Annotated in this window: 16 protein-coding genes and 1 tRNA gene; 6 read left to right on the forward strand and 11 right to left on the reverse strand. The window is 31.9% G+C overall.

The window, feature by feature from the left end; all coding sequences use genetic code 11:
- Positions 1-386 precede the first annotated feature (386 nt).
- Positions 387-1,568: an AIR synthase related protein gene (locus ACUUYC_RS25155; protein ID WP_474270520.1), complete on the reverse strand. Its 1,182-nt coding sequence runs from the start codon at positions 1,566-1,568 to the stop codon at positions 387-389.
- A 136-nt stretch (positions 1,569-1,704) separates the two neighbouring features.
- On the opposite strand from ACUUYC_RS25155, the gene ACUUYC_RS25160 reads away from it, so the two are divergent.
- Positions 1,705-4,188 (forward strand): MORN repeat-containing protein, encoded by a 2,484-nt coding sequence (locus ACUUYC_RS25160; protein WP_474270521.1) that lies wholly within the window; start codon positions 1,705-1,707, stop codon positions 4,186-4,188.
- Positions 4,189-4,202: 14 nt separating this feature from the next.
- On the opposite strand, the gene ACUUYC_RS25165 is transcribed toward ACUUYC_RS25160, so the two are convergent.
- From ACUUYC_RS25165 to ACUUYC_RS25180, 4 genes are all read right to left on the reverse strand, one after another.
- A complete protein-coding gene (locus tag ACUUYC_RS25165; protein WP_474270523.1) occupies positions 4,203-4,649 on the reverse strand; it encodes a hypothetical protein in 447 nt (148 codons plus the stop codon).
- Positions 4,642-5,103 (reverse strand): GNAT family N-acetyltransferase, encoded by a 462-nt coding sequence (locus tag ACUUYC_RS25170; RefSeq protein WP_474270524.1) that lies wholly within the window; start codon positions 5,101-5,103, stop codon positions 4,642-4,644. The genes ACUUYC_RS25165 and ACUUYC_RS25170 overlap by 8 nt, the downstream gene beginning before the upstream one ends.
- Before the next feature lie 195 nt (positions 5,104-5,298).
- Positions 5,299-8,910 (reverse strand): Dyp-type peroxidase, encoded by a 3,612-nt coding sequence (locus ACUUYC_RS25175; RefSeq protein ID WP_474270525.1) that lies wholly within the window; start codon positions 8,908-8,910, stop codon positions 5,299-5,301.
- A 252-nt stretch (positions 8,911-9,162) separates the two neighbouring features.
- Complete coding sequence (locus tag ACUUYC_RS25180) at positions 9,163-11,346, reverse strand: glutamine synthetase III family protein (protein ID WP_474270528.1); 2,184 nt, start codon at positions 11,344-11,346, stop codon at positions 9,163-9,165.
- A 190-nt stretch (positions 11,347-11,536) separates the two neighbouring features.
- Here ACUUYC_RS25180 and ACUUYC_RS25185 point away from each other — a divergent pair, with 190 nt between their 5' ends.
- Entirely contained in the window at positions 11,537-12,556 is a 1,020-nt protein-coding gene (locus tag ACUUYC_RS25185; RefSeq protein ID WP_474270530.1) for a glutamine synthetase beta-grasp domain-containing protein, read from the forward strand.
- Positions 12,557-12,635: 79 nt separating this feature from the next.
- Here the strand turns inward: ACUUYC_RS25185 and ACUUYC_RS25190 are convergent, their stop codons facing one another.
- A complete protein-coding gene (locus ACUUYC_RS25190) occupies positions 12,636-13,583 on the reverse strand; it encodes a calcium/sodium antiporter (RefSeq protein WP_474270532.1) in 948 nt (315 codons plus the stop codon).
- 118 nt (positions 13,584-13,701) lie between these two features.
- Entirely contained in the window at positions 13,702-14,925 is a 1,224-nt protein-coding gene (locus tag ACUUYC_RS25195; protein ID WP_474270534.1) for an alpha/beta hydrolase, read from the reverse strand.
- 355 nt (positions 14,926-15,280) lie between these two features.
- Between ACUUYC_RS25195 and ACUUYC_RS25200 the strand changes: the two genes are divergently transcribed.
- The 4 genes from ACUUYC_RS25200 to ACUUYC_RS25215 all read left to right on the forward strand — a co-directional run bounded on the left by ACUUYC_RS25200 (position 15,281) and on the right by ACUUYC_RS25215 (position 17,851).
- A complete protein-coding gene (locus ACUUYC_RS25200; protein WP_474270536.1) occupies positions 15,281-15,640 on the forward strand; it encodes a BlaI/MecI/CopY family transcriptional regulator in 360 nt (119 codons plus the stop codon).
- Positions 15,640-17,403 carry a M56 family metallopeptidase gene (locus ACUUYC_RS25205; RefSeq protein WP_474270537.1) on the forward strand — a complete coding sequence of 588 codons (1,764 nt, stop codon included), beginning with the start codon at positions 15,640-15,642 and terminating at the stop codon, positions 17,401-17,403. The genes ACUUYC_RS25200 and ACUUYC_RS25205 overlap by 1 nt, the downstream gene beginning before the upstream one ends.
- A 111-nt stretch (positions 17,404-17,514) precedes the next feature.
- A complete protein-coding gene (locus tag ACUUYC_RS25210; RefSeq protein ID WP_474270539.1) occupies positions 17,515-17,673 on the forward strand; it encodes an SsrA-binding protein in 159 nt (52 codons plus the stop codon).
- 104 nt (positions 17,674-17,777) lie between these two features.
- A tRNA-Arg gene (locus ACUUYC_RS25215) sits at positions 17,778-17,851 on the forward strand.
- Positions 17,852-18,070: 219 nt separating this feature from the next.
- On the opposite strand, the gene ACUUYC_RS25220 is transcribed toward ACUUYC_RS25215, so the two are convergent.
- From ACUUYC_RS25220 to ACUUYC_RS25235, 4 genes are all read right to left on the reverse strand, one after another.
- On the reverse strand, positions 18,071-18,478 hold the full coding sequence (locus tag ACUUYC_RS25220; protein WP_474270542.1) for a hypothetical protein: 408 nt from the start codon (positions 18,476-18,478) through the stop codon (positions 18,071-18,073).
- Between the two features lie 241 nt (positions 18,479-18,719).
- Positions 18,720-19,223 carry a hypothetical protein gene (locus ACUUYC_RS25225; RefSeq protein WP_474270544.1) on the reverse strand — a complete coding sequence of 168 codons (504 nt, stop codon included), beginning with the start codon at positions 19,221-19,223 and terminating at the stop codon, positions 18,720-18,722.
- Between the two features lie 221 nt (positions 19,224-19,444).
- The gene (locus ACUUYC_RS25230; RefSeq protein WP_474270546.1) at positions 19,445-19,744 is read right to left on the reverse strand and encodes a hypothetical protein; all 300 of its coding nucleotides are present in this window, start codon (positions 19,742-19,744) and stop codon (positions 19,445-19,447) included.
- Between the two features lie 154 nt (positions 19,745-19,898).
- Positions 19,899-20,327 (reverse strand): DUF6896 domain-containing protein, encoded by a 429-nt coding sequence (locus ACUUYC_RS25235; RefSeq protein ID WP_474270549.1) that lies wholly within the window; start codon positions 20,325-20,327, stop codon positions 19,899-19,901.
- Between the last annotated feature and the right edge of the window lie 179 nt (positions 20,328-20,506).

Below are 20,506 nucleotides of genomic sequence, written 5' to 3' on the forward strand. Positions count from 1 at the left end.
TTTCTACTCAAGAGCTCTCGTTTTCCGTTCTTGAGTAAAAAATATTTTACTCAAGTGCAGTTTTAACCTTCTGTTGATAATGTCACAAATTGTTAGTGTTTGAATCCGGAATTGAAGTTGTTATTGACTTAGATTTGTTGGATTGTTGGAAACTTCAAGATGTCATTTCGAGTGGTTTTTTGTCATATTGAGCGCAGTCGAAATAGATAGAAAATTGTATCGAGAAATGCTCTTAGATACTCATATTTATAATTTCAAAGTACTTCTCGATACAGCAAATCATAGATTTGCCACTCGAAGTGACGTTTTGAATGGAGTACTTCGTTGTTTCCTCCTCGTTATGACTAAACAATTAGATTCCTGCCTGCGCAGGAATGACAGATATATTAGTTATACTCAAATGTTCCGTACGTACTAGAAATCGTCAGCTTTTTACTATCAGCAGCTTCTACTTTACCAACAATTTGTGCGTCTACATTGTATGACTTTGAGATCGCAATGATATCTTCGGCAACTTCTGGAGAAACGTATATTTCCATACGATGTCCGCAGTTGAATACTTGATACATTTCTTTCCAATCGGTATTTGATTGTTCTTGGATAAGTTTGAAAAGCGGTGGAATTTCAAACATATTATCTTTTATAATATGTAAATTTTCTACGAAGTGTAATATTTTGGTTTGTGCGCCACCACTACAATGTACCATTCCATGAATTTCCTCTGAAGTATATTTATCTAAGATACTTTTGATGATTGGTGCGTACGTTCGCGTTGGTGATAATACTAGTTGTCCAGCATCAATTGGTGAATTTTCAACAGCATCTGTCAATTTTGTTTTTCCTGAATATACCAAATCACTTGGTACAGCATTGTCAAAACTTTCAGGGTATTTCTCCGCTAAGTATTTATCAAAAACATCATGACGTGCAGATGTTAATCCATTACTTCCCATTCCACCATTATACGATTTCTCATAGGTTGCCTGACCAAAAGAAGCCAAACCAACAATGACATCTCCTGCTTTTATATTTGCATTATCAATGACATCTTTTCGCTTCATGCGAGCCGTTACCGTAGAATCAACAATAATTGTTCTGACTAAATCACCAACATCAGCAGTTTCGCCACCTGTAGAATGAATTGTTACGCCAAAATCGTTTAATTCTTTGATGAGCTCTTCACTTCCGTTGATAATTGCTGAAATGACTTTACCCGGAATTGCATTTTTATTTCTTCCAATTGTAGAAGATAACATAATGTTGTCCGTTGCGCCAACACATAATAAGTCGTCAATATTCATGATTAATGCATCTTGTGCAATACCTTTCCAAACAGAAAGATCTCCAGTTTCTTTCCAGTACATATATGCTAACGAAGATTTTGTTCCAGCACCATCTGCATGCATGATTAAGCAATAGTCTTCATCGTTCGTTAAATAATCAGGAACAATTTTACAAAATGCTTGTGGAAATAGACCCTTATCAATGTTTTTGATGGCATTGTGTACATCTTCTTTTGATGCAGAAACGCCACGCATTGCATACCGTTTTGATACTTCTTGACTCATAGTTGTGTTGTTGTGCTGCAAAGATAATTTTTTCGCTTAAACACAAGAATTTATCATCGAATAAAAATAGGGCATTTGTCGTATTTGTAAATTCTTTATTATTTGATTAATTTGTTACATACTGAAAAACAACAACATGAAACCTCATCTCCTCATATTTTTTTGCTTTTTTACAATTTATTCTTTCGCTCAAGAAGTAAGAACGCAAAAAGAAATCTTAGAACTTCCAAATACAGATTTGGTAAATGATTTCAATTTAAAGATTGGAAGCGGAAACATTGTTCCTGTTGAAGTTTCAAAGGCTACGTATAAAGATATTGGCTTTTCTTTTGTTGGACATAAGTTTCAATACATGAAAGGTGATTTTAGTTTAGGGAAATACACTTTTAAGAATAAAAAGCTGGTTCAAAGTACGACTGATTATAATTACGGAAACTTTATGAAGCCACAAGGTTTTAAGTTTTTATATGCATATGATTCCAGCGGAAATCTTTCCAAAAGAACAAGTACATCTACTACAAGTACATATACTGATGAAACCTTTTATACGTATTCAAATAATAAAATTAAACAAGTAAAAGAAACTGGAACATTTGATGATGGAAAAAAGTATGATAAAACGCGAAAGTTTGTTTATAAAGGAAATACCATTTCATACAATTTTGAGAATGGAACGAAAGGTTTTGAACTTCAGAATAAACTAATTACTCAAGAAAAAACATTTAATAAAAGTGCCAATAAGAATTACATTTATAACTACAAATATAATTCTAACGGCTTTTTGATTGATCAAGATAGAGGTTCGTATCAAGCTGCTTACACGTTAAACGATAAAAACCAGATTGCGAAAGAAGTAAACAAAACATACACGCAAACCTTTAAATATGTGTATGATACGTATGGAAACTGGATTATTGCGTATCAATTATCAACCAGTAATAAAAAGTTATACGGTTCACAATTTTCATATTACATTCGACAAATAAAATATAGTAATGGAACTGTAACCGGAAGTATTGACCCAGATGATAGTGTCACAAAAAACTACATTATAAAATTGCGAAGTGAATTGTATGATCGTTTGGTTGTACCAAATATAACGTTCAGAAAAACCGCAAATGAAAGTTATTTGTTTAAAATAAATAGTCAGCAAGAAGCTAAAAACACAACTTCTGTTTTTATGGGAAGAAGTTTATTGGTTTTTCATAAACCAACTAACAAATTGTATATCCTTGAAGATTTTGAAGACAAACCAGCTGAAAAAGATTTTCCTGTAAAAGAAGTTTCAATTGATCTAAAAAATGGTTTTTGGTTTAAAACACAAAAAGGTGGCGTACATGTGTTCAGAAAAGATGGGAGTTATATTCAAAAAGTTGCTGTATATGAATTTGCGACAAATAATATCGATGCTATTTATCAAGGTGAGAACGAACCTGAAAAAGTTGTTTTAAAAGATTATAAAAATGTAAAAATATATACTCCATATCCTGTAATGTTGCATCGTAATTATAAAGATGGTTCCTCTAGTAATATGACCGATAGCGCTAAAAAATTAGCAAAGAGTTTGGATGAATATTCTGAGTATTATACAGGCGAATGTATAACAGGTGATTGTGAAGATGGTTATGGAGAAGAAGAATTCAGAGACGGTAATACGGCCAGTGGCTTTTTTAAAGGTGGAAAACCATATGGACCTGTTCATACTGCTGATAAAAAAACGAAAGGCAGCTTTTTTTCAGTGTATAAAGGCTCATTTCAAGATCGTGAAGGATTTGTATATGAGTATAATGGTGATAACTTGATGATTTTTTATGACAAGTCTAAAAATATCGGTTTTTACAACGATTACAAAACGAAGAAAACCTACAAACTGAATTACAGCAACGGAGAAGTAATTTCTAAAAAGGAGCTTCAATACAACAACTCTACTACGTGTGTTGTTGGAAATTGCAGTAATGGTGTCGGGATTTATGAATATAGCAATTCTACCTACATGGGAACATTTAAAAATGGTAAAAGAGACGGTTTTGGGTATTTGTTTTTTAAAAGTGGTGAAAGTTATATTGGCGAATTTTATAATAATAGTTATCACGGATTAGGAACCTACACAATATCAGAGTATGATTATTACATGGGGGTTTATCAAAATGGAAAAGCTCATGGACAAGGTGTTCAATATTATTCAAAAGATAATTATAAGGCTGGAAATTGGGTAAATGGTTCGCTACAATTTCAAACTTCTTCAACCTCAACTTCGAGTTCAAATTCTAGTTCTACATCAACAACAAACACAACAGTTAAGACTTCTTTTTCCGAAGCTCAGAAGAATAAGGTTTTAGCTTGTAAAGAAAATACAGAATGTATCTCAAGATATATTACAAGTTTGTACGTTGAAGAACGAAAAACTTTATCTGGTGATGCGTTAATTAGAAAAACAACGGATTATTTTCACAGTGTTTACATCATGAATCCGAAGTTGGCATATAATACTTTATTTAAGATGGACATCAGTTTGATTGACCTTAAAATGTTACCACAAGCAGTACAAGCTGATTTAAAAGCTAGAGCGCAGAAGCTATCTGATGCGTATCAGAAACATGTAAGGAAGCAAGGAAATTAGGGGTTGTTTTTAGATTATTCTAATACATTTTTTATTCTCAATACAAATACAAGGTAATCTATAAATCTTTCAGCTATTCCTAAAATAATCTCAAATTTATCAAGTTGCCAGATTGTATTTGGGTAATCATAAACATCTTTTTCATCAGATGCAGGTTCTCCAAATTCTGTTAAAAGATGAGCTTTTATCATATTATAAGAATCGTTGACATTTCCATTCACTTGATTAAATCTGAAAAATTTAACTGAGTCCTCATTTTCAGATTGGTCAAACGTGATATTAACATTGATTTCTTTTATTCCAAAAACAATTTGATCTTTCCATTGAAATGATATACCACTTGACATTTCTGGATTACCAATATTATAAAGTTCAGCTTTAGGCGTTTCCCACGGAATAAGAAGGTTTTCTTTCTCGAGCCACAATCCTAGGTCAATTTTATGTTTTAGTATTTTAATCATCTTCTAATCGTTTCTCAAAACATACACTTTCATCCACACCAATATATTGATCGTAATTAGGAATGCGTTGATAATTATTTTTTTCGTAGAAACGAATCGCTTCAGGTAACATGGTTCCAGTTTCTAAGATGCAACGTGTATTTCCAAGTTCGGCTGCCCATGTTTCCAACGCAGTTAAAACAGTAAGTCCTAAGTGTTGCCCTTGGTATTGCTCACGTACATACATGCGTTTTACCTCAACAGTATCAGCATTGTATTGTTTGAGTGCGCCACAACCAATTGGTTTTTCATCCAAATACATCACAATCACACAACGCAAATCGTCCAAACTATTGAATTGCCTAAAGAAGTCATCGCTTTCTCCATTTACAATCGTTAGAAAAGCATCCAATTCCTTTACAAGATTGATAAAATCTTTATCAGATGGAGTTGTTTTTTTGATATGTGTTTTCATAATTTATAACACTTACTAGTTCCTAGGAAGTCACTTTAATTCTTTTTAAGATTTGATGATTTATCAAGTATGTATTGCAAGGTTTTCACATAAATATAATGAAAACCTTGCAATTAAATCCATAATATAATTGTCCTTTTTCGCAGTAAACTATCAACAATCAAATTAATGTTGTTTACTTTAAAAAATTACTAATTACTTCTTTTTGGGAGTAAAGAAAGGTCTTCTTTCATGCTGCTTTTGATGTTCTGGAAACATTGCTGCAAAGTATTCTGTCCAGCCTCCCATTCGTACTCTTACCAATTCAAAACGCTCAGGCTCTTTTGCTGCCATTGCGTATGTATCAGGATCTGCAACAGTTACGGTAATTAAGTTTGAACCTACTTTTCCTTTTGAATAGTCCGTAATAAACTTCACCATGTCTTTTAGTGGAAAATCTTCTTTCACGTTTAAATCTACAGGAGAAGCATTCGATATTTTATGATAAATTTCTTTACTATCCCAACTATTCATAGCCTTATAAATTTCTCTATATGTACCTGGAATTGGTTGTGCTGAATCTTCATGTTGAGGAATCGCATCTAAATCTTGTGGTACTGGTGCTGGACTAAAATCAGATGGATATGGTTGGCCATTTCTTCGTCCGTCAGCAGAAGCTCCACTGCCAGCTCCATCTCCTACATATCCTTCAAATGTTCCTACTCCAGGACAAAGGTGTAATTTCCATTTTCTAGTTGGTGTAGAATAATTTTTCTCTAAGGTTTCTAACGTTTCTTTCAATGGACTTGGTGGATTGTTTAGTGTATCCATAGCTTTGTCGCACATCTTTCCAGATAACCAAGTTCCTATTTCATCAACTTCTGGATGTCCATTTCCAAATTTTGGTAAGTTTAATGCAACTTCTCGCCATTGCTTGTATTGTTTTGCAGTGACATCTATTCTTGTTTGACCTTCTAGTGTACTTTGTGAAGGTTCTTGCATATCATAGCCCCAATCGTTTCTTAAACAATTAAGCATTTCTGGAAGTGTACAAACGGCACTTTCATCATACACCATTTTCTTTATTGCATATAACGAATCTATAGTTGTAGCTAATCCAACAAACATTGGCGCTATTGTATGGTATTTTGCGCCTCCATTGGTTAAATCTCTTCCAACTTCTACACAACCTTCAATCATAGTAGAAAGCATAGGACTTGGGCAAATTTTCCATAGATTACCATAATTCATTAATGTATTGTTGAAGAATTGCACCGTAAACCATTCTAAATGTGATAAGAAAATCCTTTTAAATTCTTTAAATGTTTTGATATCGGCTGCATGTGGAGATCTCCAAGATGTTTTCCAACCTGTGAGATAAATTGGTCCAGCCATACTGTACTTTGTTCCTTGATTCATCGTACATTCAAATGCATCAAAAGGTGTAATATTACTAAAACAAAATTCGGTTTGTCCAGCAATCATAGGTTCGTAACAACCATCACAGGCAAAATCTCTAGCATCTTCAATTGGAAATCCAGTAAATTTATTCAACCCTTTTATCATTCTATCTTCTTGAAATAAAATTGGATGTGCGCCACCACTTAATAATGCTTTACTTGCTTCAGTTAAAAGTTCATTATCCATTCCTTCATAAATCCTTAATGACAAACAAGGTGCATTTAACGGAAGTCTTCTAGAAGCTTTTAATGCCATCATCGTAATTGGATTGGCGCCTGGTTCTCCTTTTTTACCTTTGGTTGGCAAATATCCGCCTACGGTAACTTGTTGTACCCATTGGTTAATTCCACCACCTTGTGGAAAGTTTCCTCCAATATAAGAAACAGCTGTTGTTCCATAACTCACATGATCAGTAGCATAATGACGGTTGTGCAATGCTTTTTCTCCTAGTTTAATCCAAAAGGCTTCAATGATTTCTTGAGCGGCTTCTTCTGAAATATTATCTTTCTCATAGAAACCAATTAATAATTGATCTAATCGTCCTACTGCTACAGGGTTTCCAGTTAAATGAAAACAAGCATGCATTGTAAAAATGAGCTGCATAGCTTCAATGAAACTATCTGGTTTTTGGGTCATTAATTTTTTAGCCCTTGCAGCAATTTCTTTTAAGTTTTTACGCTCTTCAGGATTATGCTTCTTTTCCTTGGCCATTTGTGTAGCCATATTTGCATAATTACTCAACCATCCTTGAACACCTTCCAAAGCTAAACGAGAAGAGGTGTAGAATGTTAGTTTATCTCCTTTTGCTTTTTCTTCATGAGTTGTTACTTCTTTAATCATTTGTCCCAATCCTATCGCTAGCATTTTCTTATGGTTTGGTACTACGTGTCCCATTGCAGAAGATTCATCTAACATTAAAGAAAACGCATATTGTTTTTCATTATCACGTAAATACGGCATTACTTCTTTACCTCTTCCGAGAGATAGTTCGGGCATAATTCCGAATAGAATGTCCATTGGATCTATTCGAAATTGATCTGCTTGCCATGCATACATTTTTTCAGTTTGCGGATAATGTGGATTTGTATTTACAAGACTTAAACTTTTTTTGATAGCCATTCCTTTTCGAATTGGAATTGGAGCATCCATGACCCAATCTTCTTTACCTGGCTCTAGAAAATTTCTTAAATGTGGTACATGAGGAATGTTGCGAACTTGATACCAATGTGTTCTCCAGAGGCTAAAAATGTTTCCTATGAGATGTAAAATACGTTGTGATGGCGGATCTGGATAACGATCTGTTCCCATTACAGTGAGGTAATCGTTGGAATTGTAAAACATCCAATCATTTTTGCTTCTGATATTCCAATGTGGATCTACGTGAAAGTCTTTTTTCTTTAAACCTTTATCTAAACCAAGTTCTATAATATTAGGTAGATAAAAATAACCTCCAGCAATACCTTGTACATTGTTTAAAAGATTATCTGGAGCTGCTCCATGACCACGTCCAGCCATACTGCGCATAATTTTCTCCATAGAATCAGTCTCATTTGCATACGCAACAAAGTAAATACCTTGCTCTCTTCCTGCACCAGAATCTGAATGTCCGAAAGGAAGTGCCTGGCGAACTAGTTTTAAATTTTCTCGTTGATTGTTATATACTCTTGCTCTTTGAATATGGCTTCGTTTATCATCGTCGGGCAAAATAACGCCTTCAGAATTACGTCCAATTACATCCGATTTTTGATCTGTATTTAAACGTGAAAAGAAATCCCATTTTACATTAAAACGTTGTGTAAATGCCCAACTACTTCCTGCATATGGAGTTTTTTCATCTCGAATAATTGATCCTACCACTTGCGCAGGATCTGAAGGACTTGTAATTCCATCATAAAAATGATGGTCTAATATTTTTCGATCTTTACGCATTTTTCCATGCGTTTCAGATAATTCTTTAATAAAACCTCCTAGCAATTCTATTGTTATTTCTTTAAGCTTTTTACAGTTTTTAAAGTCTTCAGATTTTAAATATAGAAACAGATCACCTTTCGTTTCTCTAAAATAATCGGTTTCTTTAAGAACCGTATTTCGTTTTGGTCCTCCTGGAGGTGTTTTTCCTGTCCATTTTCGCCAAATAGTTGCTGAAAATCCTGCAACAATACGAGATACAGTTTTCATACTTCCTGCTACTTCTGTTAGTTCACGAATGGCATGTAATATTTCTTCGTTCGCATTTTTTCCTTCTCTATTCAATTGAATAGTTAAGAAAATTCCATTGGCAGGCATATACATTAAGCCTGGCTGGGCTAAATGGTATATTTCTGAAACTCTATCGTCTAAAACGGATGGTTTTTTTTGGTTCTTCATATGGTTGGTTATTGTTTTTTGCAAATAATACGTGGTGTATTATTTGAAATTTTGTTTGTACCTAAGATACGATAAAAAATACTAGTTATTATGAGTCAAATTCACCAATAAATCGTAGTATTTTATACAATAGTATTAAATAGAAAAATGTAGAAATTGATTTTTCTATTTACTCTTTTTGGCAGCAAGTATCTCGTATTGAGTAGAAATAAAAAATCCCGCTCGAAAGCAGGATTTTTTTAGTTGTAATTGTTATCTAGTAAATAATAATTCTCTGTATTTTACTAATGGCCAAATGTTGTCATCAACCAATAGTTCTAGTTTATCACAATGGTAACGAATTTCGTCAAAGTATGGTTTTACTTTGTTACAATACGCTTCCGCTGCTTTTTGTCCTTCTAACTTGTTTGCCTTTTTACGTTCGGCTGTCATTGCATTCACTTTTGAATTGATTCCTGCAATGTGTTCAGAGATACGTTCGATTAGATCAATTTGTTCGTTTGCTAGTTTTTTGAAATCTTTTCCGAAAATTTCTTTTAATCCGCTTACATTTTCAATTAATGTATTTTGATAGTTTATTGCAGTTGGAATCACATGATTGCGGGCAATATCTCCTAACACACGACCTTCTATTTGAATGCGCAAAATGTATTCTTCTAATTGAATTTCATGACGTGCTTCTACTTCTATTGTACTCATCACGTTCATTTCTTCATACAAGTCAAATGCTTTCTTCGTAATCTGTGCTTTTAAAGCTTCTGGTGTTGTTTTGTTATTACTTAATCCACGTTTTTTCGCTTCTTTTTCCCAAGCTTCTCCATAACCATTCCCTTCAAAACGAATCTTTTTTGAGTCCTTTATATATTCACGTAAGATATTAAAAACTGCTTCATCTTTTTTCAAGTCTTTTTCTGCAACTAACGCATCAACCTCAACTTTAAAATCTTTTAATTGTTTGGCTATAATTGTATTTAAAATCGTCATTGGTCCAGCGCAATTTGACCAAGAACCTACGGCACGTAATTCAAACTTGTTTCCTGTAAAGGCAAAAGGTGATGTTCTATTTCTATCTGTATTGTCTAATAAGATTTCTGGAATCTTCCCAACAATATTTAATTTTAAATCAGTTTTTTCTTGTGGTGATAATTTTCCTTTGGTTACGTTTTCCAATTCATCTAAAACTGCCGATAATTGCGATCCAATAAATACAGAAATGATTGCTGGTGGCGCTTCGTTTGCTCCTAAACGATGATCATTACTTGCGCTTGCTATGGCTGCTCTGATTAATTCTTCATTGTCATGAACTGCTTTGATTGTATTTACGAAGAAGGTTAGGAACTGCAAATTCTTCATCGGTGTTTTTCCAGGGCTTAATAAGTTAACGCCTGTATTTGTAGCTAACGACCAATTGTTATGCTTTCCAGAACCGTTGATTCCGGCAAACGGTTTTTCATGAAATAATACTTTAAATTGATGACGTTGTGCTACTTTTTCCATTACGTCCATTAGTAAGGAATTGTGATCTACTGCCAAATTTGCTTCTTCAAATATTGGTGCTAATTCAAATTGATTTGGTGCCACTTCATTATGACGCGTTTTTACAGGAATTCCTAACAACATACATTCTTGTTCTAAATCACGCATGTAACTCATTACTCTACTAGGAATTGATCCAAAATAATGATCGTCTAATTGTTGTCCTTTAGCAGGAGAATGTCCCAATAAGGTTCTTCCCGTTAAGGTTATATCTGGTCTTGCAGCAGCTAACGCAGAATCGATTAAGAAGTATTCTTGTTCCCATCCTAAAGATGCGTTTACTTTACTAACATTCTTATCAAAGTATTTACATACAGCTGTTGCAGCAGTGTCTACAGCTTGCAAAGCTCTTAATAATGGTGCTTTGTTGTCTAGTGCTTCTCCTGTATAGGCTACAAAAATAGTTGGAATACATAAGGTAGTTCCATATATAAATGCTGGCGATGTTGGATCCCAAGCGGTGTAACCTCTTGCTTCAAATGTATTTCGGATTCCTCCATTTGGAAAACTTGACGCATCTGGTTCTTGTTGCACCAATTGTCCGCCATCAAATTTTTCCATAGCACGTCCGTTTCCTATGGTTTCAAAAAACGCATCGTGTTTTTCAGCAGTTGCGCCTGTTAATGGTTGAAACCAATGTGTATAATGTGTAGCTCCTTTACCGATTGCCCATTCTTTCATTCCTGTAGAAATATGATCTGCAATCTTTCTATCGATCTTTGTTCCAAATTCTATAGCATTCATGACACTTTTATAAGCATCTTTTGTAAGGTGCTGTAGCATTGCATGTTCATTGAATACATTTGCAGCAAAAATTTCTGACCGACGTCCATTTTCCTCAATTTCAACAGGTTTCCTGTTTAATGTTTCTTTTAATGCATTAAATCTAAGTATGGACATAATCTCTTATTTTTTACAAATATATCAATTTTGACTTATTTTTCGACTAAAATTTTACTTACCCCTAAAAAAATAGGGGTAAATAATATGTATTTGATAATTTACATAAATTTAACCTTGATTTTCTATAGGTGGATTTAAAATTAATTTATATTTGCAGACATAATTATTAATATGAATAGCAATTATCATGAGTAAAATTAAACTTGAATACATTTGGTTAGATGGTTATAAGCCAACTCAAAACTTACGAAGTAAAACAAAGGTTGAAGAACATGAAAATTTTCAAGGAACTGTAGAGGAACTTGACAATTGGTCTTTTGATGGTTCATCTACTCAGCAAGCTTCTGGAGGAGCATCTGATTGTTTATTAAAGCCAGTTGCTATTTATCCAGATCCTGCAAGAAGAGATGGTTATTTAGTAATGACTGAAGTTTTAAATGCTGATGGTACGCCACACGAATCTAATGGAAGAGCAGCTATTGAAGATGAAGATAATGATTTCTGGTTTGGTTTTGAACAAGAGTACTTTATTATGGATAAAGAAACTCAGTTGCCATTAGGTTTCCCAATTGGTGGATATCCTGGACCTCAAGGAATGTACTATTGTTCTGTTGGTGGAAGAAATACACATGGTAGAGATTTCGTTGAAGAACATGCAGATTTATGTATTGATGCAGGATTGAATTTTGAAGGAATTAACCAAGAGGTTGCTTCTGGACAATGGGAATTTCAATTATTTGCACAAGGCGCTAGAAAAGCTGGAGATGAAATTTGGATTGCTCGTTATTTATTAGATCGTTTAACTGAAAAGTATGGTTACTATATTGAGTATCACCCAAAACCAGTAAAAGGTGATTGGAATGGTTCAGGAATGCACGCAAACTTCTCCAATACAGTATTAAGAACTTGTGGTTCTAAAGAAACGTATGAGAAAATTTGTGAAGCGTTTAGACCAGTTGTAAAAGAGCATATTGCTGTATACGGTGAGTTTAATGATCAACGTTTAACAGGAGATCATGAAACAGCTTCTATTAATGACTTTAGTTATGGAGTTTCTGATAGAGGAGCTTCTATTCGTATTCCAATTATTACTGTTGAGAAAGGATGGAAAGGTTGGTTAGAAGATAGAAGACCAGCTTCAAATGGTGATCCTTATAAGATTGCTGGAAGAATTATTAAGACTGTAAAATCGGCTAACATTAGCTAGTTTCGATTTTAATATAGATAAAAAAAAGAGCTTACAAAATGTAAGCTCTTTTTTTATGACTTGTTGTTTCTTTTTATCTTTAAAAAGCAAGGTATATAAATAAGATATATGCTAAAAATAGTAATACACCTTCATAGCGTTCTATTCCAAATTTCTTAGGCACAAACGCCATTGGATATAATATAAATGCGAAACCTAGCATCCAGAAAATATCTCTGGAAAGGATTAAATTTTCTACTACAGGAATATTCGTAATAATTGATGTAATTCCTAATACTGAAGCGATGTTAAATATATTAGAACCTATTAAGTTTCCTAATGAGATTGCCTTTTCCTTTTTGATAGCTGCGATAACAGAAGCTGCTAATTCTGGTACGCTTGTTCCGATAGCAATCATCGTAATAGCTATTACACTTTCTTTAATTTCCATTTCTCTAGCTATATTTTTGGCGCCATCGACTAAAAATTCTGAACCAAAGTATAATCCTACTCCACCAATTGCTAACCAAATAAATATTTTACTATACGATACTGTTGCTACTGCATCATCTACTTCTTCAACATCTACTTCTTCTTTATTTTTTCTTGCAGAACGAATTAATACAACCAAAAATGTTACTAAACCAGCTAATAAAATAATTCCTTCTAATCGTGTTAATACATTATCATTCCATAAAAAATAATAAATCAACAACGAAAATACCGCCAATACTGGCCATGTAAGTTTGTAAAACGTGTTATTAACCGCAATAGGTCCAATGATCGCTGTAATTCCCAAAACTAATCCTATGTTGGCAATGTTAGAACCAATAACATTGTTGATGGCAATTGCTGGCGAATCATTTAATGCCGCGTTGATACTTACGAGTAATTCAGGTGCAGATGTTGCAAATGAAACTACCGTAAGTCCAATAACCATTTTAGAAATGTTCAGTTTAAAAGACAATCCTACTGAAGCGCGCACTAGAAATTCTCCTCCTGCAACGAGTAGTATTAATCCTAAAACTACATATCCAATATTTTCCATGAATGTATTTTTTTTGCGAAGATACTATTTCCTTTTACATCTGAAATAGTAATTGTGAAACAGAAGAAAAACGAATCAAAAGAATATCATACTTTCGAATACGTTTTTGTGCTTCGTTTTATTTTTTTTGTAATTTATTTAATTGATTTGTTGCATAGATACTTTTGTAGATAGCATTTGATTTTTTAAAATTTTCAATCGCCTTTTCTGTATTCCCAAACGTTACATAAAAATCTCCTAGTGTACTGTAAACGTAGGAATCGTTAGGGTAATTCGTGACATTGAGTTTAAAAAATTCTTCAGCTTTTTTGAATTGTTGCATATCCATAAGTCGATTAGCGATATCTTCAATGTAGTATCGTTTTGGTTTAATTTCTCTTCCGAATTCTTTTGATAGTTTTAAGTAATACTTTTTTACTTTACCTAAAATATCGTTTTCCGGATTCATTAACTCTTGCTTCGTAATATGTATTCGATAGAAATCAAAAATATAACGCAAAGCATCATACTCCGCAATTAGCGGAACAGAGCCATGCGTATCATTTTTATAGTATTTTCTTTTATAGGATAAATTATTCAAGGGATCTTTATTCAGTATCGAATGTAGTTCTAAATTAGCTCTAATATGTCTGGTTGTATACGTTGTGTCTTTTTTCACTTTTATAGTATCCATTTCTTTGCTCATAGTATTTGCAGTCGCCAAAAAAAGTGATTTATTACTATATCTTTTATCGAACTTAGTACTCTTAATTGTACGCAATAGGTTTTTATTATTCCACCACATTGAAGGATCAATGGCAACATACGCATTGAATATTTCGGGTTTGTGTATTAGTGTATTCATAACTGTTAAGCCTCCAAGTGAATGACCAATAAACATACGATACGATTCTGTTGCGTATTTTGAATCTATATAAGGAATTAACTCTTTTTCTATAAATGAAATAAATGCTTCTCCTCCACCCGAATTTTCAACTTTATGTTTACTCAAATATGGAGATTTTGTAGGCGTTAAATCTCTTGTTCGATTAGTATTTGAGATTCCAACTATGATCATTTCTGGACAAATTGTATTTCCTTTTGCAGGACTTAATTGGTTTATCATTCCTACTACAGATTGAAAATGAGAATTTCCATCTAATAGATAAAGAACTGGGTATTTTTCTCTTTTAAAAATGCCATCATAATCACCATCTGGAACATGAATCCATATTTTTCTTGTTTCATTTAATATTTCAGAATGTATACTGTCTATTTTCCCAATAACAATAGTGTCATTATGCTGTCCATTGACATAGTTAAAACAGAGCGCTAAAAAAAAGAGTATCTGAAATTTTTTCATAGTTGATTACTATCATTTTTAAATAAAGGCAGTGTCTATTTTTACACAGAAAATTTAAGCAATTACAAATTAATATAAACTTTTGATAAAAAAGTAAACTCCTTATTTCAATTTACAATTTAGGAATGTTTTATAAATTATCTAATGATTTTTAATCTTTCTAACAAATCAATAGTAAGCTATCATGCAGTATGTCTATGGTTTACTTTTATGACAATACTACTATTTGCTCTATTTGTTTTGTTAAATAAACTATAATTTTCGTTGCTTAACTATTTTTATAGTTGCATAACTGGTTTTTTAGTTTATATTTGTATTGAAATTAATTCGAAGTTTATTTAATCTATATTAAATCATGCAAAAATTAACAAATAAGGAAGAAGAAGTAATGCATATTATCTGGCAGCTTAATAAAGCGTTTGTAAAGGATATTATGAGTGAAATTACAACGAAGAAACCTCATTATAATACATTATCTACCATTGTTCGGAACTTAGAAGAAAAAGGATATGTTTCACATAATGCATATGGAAATACACATCAATATTATCCTGTTGTGACTAAAGAAGCGTATCGCGAAAAGTTTATGGCATCTGCAATTCAGAATTATTTTAATGATTCTTATAAGAATGTCGTTTCCTTCTTTGCAAAGGAAGAAAAGATTAGTGTAGATGATTTAAAAGAGATTATTAACCTTATTGAAAAAGAAAAGTAATGGACGAATTATTCATGTATTTTGTTAAGAGTTCAGGTGTGCTCCTACTCTTTTTTAGTTTGTATTTTTTGTGGTTACGAAAAGATACTTTTTTTCACGGAAATCGTTTTTTCCTGTTAGCAGGAATGGTTATATCTTTAGTTTTACCTTTATTGGTAATTACAAGATATATAGAAATTCCTTTTGTTGAAGAAGCGACAACTGGCATGTTTGTGTATACAGAAACTAATAATGAAATAGCTACTACACTTTTTTCCTGGATAGATGTTTTATTATATACTTATGTTGCAGGTGTTTTATTTTTTCTGGCTAAGTTTCTAGTTGAGTTGACTTCGTTATGTAAATTATTATGGACATCAACTGTGACAAAACGTGATGAACAGTTTGTATATATTGAAACTTCAACTTCATTTACTCCATTTTCGTTTTTCAACTACATTGTATACAATCCAGCTTTGTATTCAGAATCGGAGTTAGAAGCTATTTTAACGCATGAACAAGCACACAGTAGGCAATTGCACTCTATCGATGTATTTATTTCAAAATTGTACTGTATTTTCATGTGGTTTAATCCGCTTGCATGGCTTCATCAAAAATATATTTCTCAAAATTTAGAGTTTTTAGCTGATAGTGCAGCCATTAAACAAACACCTTCCAAAAAGGAATATCAACTTACATTATTAAAAGTATCAGGAAATGCATATTGTCCTGCGCTTACTAATAATTTTTATAATTCATTAATCAAAAAACGAATCGTTATGTTACAAAAAAATCAATCTACACATTTAAACAGGTGGAAACAGCTCCTTATTTTACCATTATTAATTGCTTTTGTTATGCTGTTTAATACAAAAGTAATCGCAAAAGAAGTAAACACAACTACAACGGAAACAATTCCAACAATTGAAAGTACACTTGTTAAAGCTACGTATGGCGATGTATTAATTACCATTAACAAAAATACGACTGTTAAGGAATTGAAAGCTATTAAAAAAATGTTTAAAAGCTTTGATATTACTTTAAATTATGATGTTAAAAAGTTTAATAGTAAAAATGAAATTACTGCTATCAATCTTGAATTGAAAGATAAAGCAGGAGCACAATCTAGCGCTACATTTGAATCAAATGAAGACAAGCCAATTCCAACAATTAAATTAGGGAAAAAGAATGGTACGCTTATCGTAAGTTCTTCTAAACATATAAGTCATAGTAATTCTTTTACATACGAAATACATGAAGATCATGATAATGATGATGACCATGATAATGACGATGATCATGATCATGATGGAAAAGATTCTAAACGCAAGTATGTTATAACATCAAAGCATTCAGGTAAAAAAGGTGGAACATCAAGTACTTGGATTCATAAAGATGGAGTAAAAACAGTAGATATTAAAAAAGTAAATGGAAAAAAAGTAGTTATTGTTAATGGAAAAGAGTTATCTCCTGACGAAATTATAGAAGAAGAAATTGAAATAAAAGAAGATGGCGATAATAAGTTTATTTTTGTTGGAAGTCATAATGATAAAGATACTGAGATAGAGGTTATTGAAGAGCAAGATTCAAAAATTGTTTTTAGAAACTCTAGTAATAAAAAACCATTATTTGTTATTGATGGAAAGATTGTTAAACAAAAGAAGATGAAGAAATTAGATCCAAATAAAATTGAGAGTGTCACTGTATTGAAAGGAGATTCGGCAATTGAAAAATACGGAGATAAAGGAAAAAACGGTGTTGTTATTATTAAAACGAAGAAATAGTTTTCACGATACAAGATTCAATATACAGAAGGCAAGTTTTATCGACTTGCCTTTTCTTTTTATGAAAAGTCATTTTTTTAGTATCTTCACTTTCAATTAGATGATTTTATCATGAAAAAACAAATTTTCAAGTTGCTAGCAAAATTGAATAAAGTGCTACTTCCTTCATTTTCAAAACGAAGGCTCGATTTATCAAATGCTTCAAAATTACAATTAGCTATTATAGGTTGGCGTTATTTTGTAACTACAAATGCCTTGAATTCAAAGTAGTATCAAAACCATTTCATAAAAAAGATAAAAAACTCATTTATTTTTCTTTTTAATCTTTGTATTTGTAACAAAAAGAAATATATTTGCACCCGCAATAAGCAATAGGCCTCGTAGCATAACTGAATAGTGCACTTGATTACGGCTCAAGAGGTTGCAGGTTTGAATCCTGCCGAGGTCACAAATAAATGAAAAAGCAAGCTATTATAATAGCTTGCTTTTTCATTTTAGAATGTTTTTATATTTTCTCTGAAAGTTATTGATAACAAGCGCATTGAATCAAATATTGAATTTACTTTAATAGCTCCTATGAGATAGAATATCTCTTATATTTTTCGCTTGTTTTATTATGAGAAGGTATTTTAATATTTCTGTAACTAATCAGAAATAAATTTTTTTATCAGTTAGGATCGGTATCTTGATAGTTAATCCCAGAAAAATAGTCTTCTCCATTAGTTGATTGCTCTAAGGTAAAAGTAGTTTCTGTAATGTTGGTAAAACGAAACCATAGTTCGGAAGCTAATTGTGCTTGCCCTGTTACATTATCTATTTTCATCATTCCTGTAGATTCATCTAGCCAAGACCAATCGCCAGTAGACTCGAAAATCATTCCTAAGGCTTCTTGACGTTGCTGATATGTGCCATTAGCATCAAAATAGATATCGGCTGTAAAATCATTACTATCGTAATACCATTTGTTGGTTATTGAGGAGGCATCTTCTGTTACCATTGTGTCATCATCACTACTACAACTGGCAAATACTACTACAAAGCACACTAAAAGTGCTTTTAAAATGTTTTTCTTCATTGGTTATATATTAAATTTTATTTTTAAAAATAATACTAATTATGAGCAATATCTCTTAAAAATGTATAAGCGTACTACATAGTTAATAAGCGTTGCTTTTTTGTTATTTATAATCTATTTTTAACATTATGCTATCAGATTATAAAACACAAAAACTCCCAAACTGTTTCAGTTTGGGAGTTTTTGTGTTTATGTTTTACTCTGCTCAGCACTAGTTACAAATTAGTGAGAGCGGGATAATTTACTCAGTATAAGTAATATTGGTAAAAACACCATTAGTCAAACTTACAGAACCTACTTGATCAGGAAATACTCCTGAAAAAGTCCCGGATATAGTTTTAGTATCTAAATCTAAATTGGTAATCGTAATTTGTGTTCCAGTTGTTGATCCTCCTACTATAGTATTGGCTGATTGATCTTGATAGAATATCGATGTATCACTTGTGTCTCCATTTGAATAGGTGTAAACAAATCCAGTTTCTAATACAGCTGCTGTAGTATCATTAAAATCCCCTAAACGCAACTGAATAGCTTCAGAATTATCATTTACACTATCAAATTCAAAATACCTATTACCATTACCCATAGCGGCTACTACTGTACTTGATTCATACAAAACACCGTTTACTTCAACTCGAACTATTGAGTCTGAAATGGAATCATTATTATTATCATCATCACTACTACAACTGGCAAATACTGCTACAAAACACACTAAAAGTGCTTTTAAAATGTTTTTCTTCATTGGTTATATATTAAATTTTATTTTTTAAAAATAATACTAATTATAAATAATATCCTTAAAAAATGTATAAGCGTACTAGGTAGTTAATAAGCGTTACTTTTTTTGTTTTTTTAGTTATTTTGGACATTATGCTATCAGATTATAAAACACAAAAACTCCCAAACTGAAACAGTTTGGGAGTTTTTATATTTATTGTTTTGTATTTAACTCTTTAGCGTTAACTAGGAATAATTACTAACTGTAAGTAATAATATTACTAATTCATTTTCATTAAGGTTTGAATTTAAGCTCTTCAGTTTTTCTTTAAAGTCCTCTTTCATTTTTCTTCCTAGTAAGTTATTTTTATATAAGTATGCCATACCTGACAAATCAGATATCTGATCAAAATAAATACTATTTTTATTATATTTTAAAATATCAATATTTATTGGTTCACCATGGATCTTTTCTTTTTTTATATATACTTCGACTTCATTTAGATAATTAATGTATCTTTTGATTGTATCTTCTATATATTCCATTATGTATTATGTTTAAAAAAATACTCTCCTGATCTAACCCCGAGCTAGCGCGAGTTTGTAACTCGTGCGCTGAACTAACAAAAGGAGTGCTAGCACCTTTCAATTACTTATGAATAAAATTAAAGCTATGCCCTAATTTACATCATTACTATTTTTACTCATTACCAAAAAGATCATAAATGTACGGGAAATCTATTTCAATATGTTCTTTGTAAAACTGACAAACATTATATTTCTTTTCATTTATTAAAAAATTAAATACATTTAAAATTTCTTGTTCTGTTTCAAAATCGATAACATTATCATTACTTTTCCAAAATTCAATAATAAAAAAAGGATCAATAGTTATTTTTCTTCTGATCATATCAGGTAAATTATAATTAATCTTAACTCTATTAAATTCCATGTAGCATCCAGTACCATGAAACTGAAAAAAAATCTCTTTTTTTCTATCTAAAAAACCTTCTCTTTTTTCTTGATAGAAACCATTATCATTTGAAAATTTCTCTAAATATTTAAGGCTTTCATGAATGTTTTTTAAGTAAGTTGATAACAGTATTTTAAATTTATTAATATTTTTCATGTGATTAATTTGTACTTGCTTTGACCTCATGAGTATTTTTTACTCTTTCTGCAATAGCGTAAAGACCCTTTTGTTATGGAATTTATAGTTTCTGCTCATGACTCTAAAATACAAAAAGCTACACTAATTTCTTAGTATAGCTTTTGTTAATGTTTGTGTTTTACTCGGTACGCCACTAG

The sequence above is a fragment of the Kordia sp. E genome, assembly GCF_056033805.1.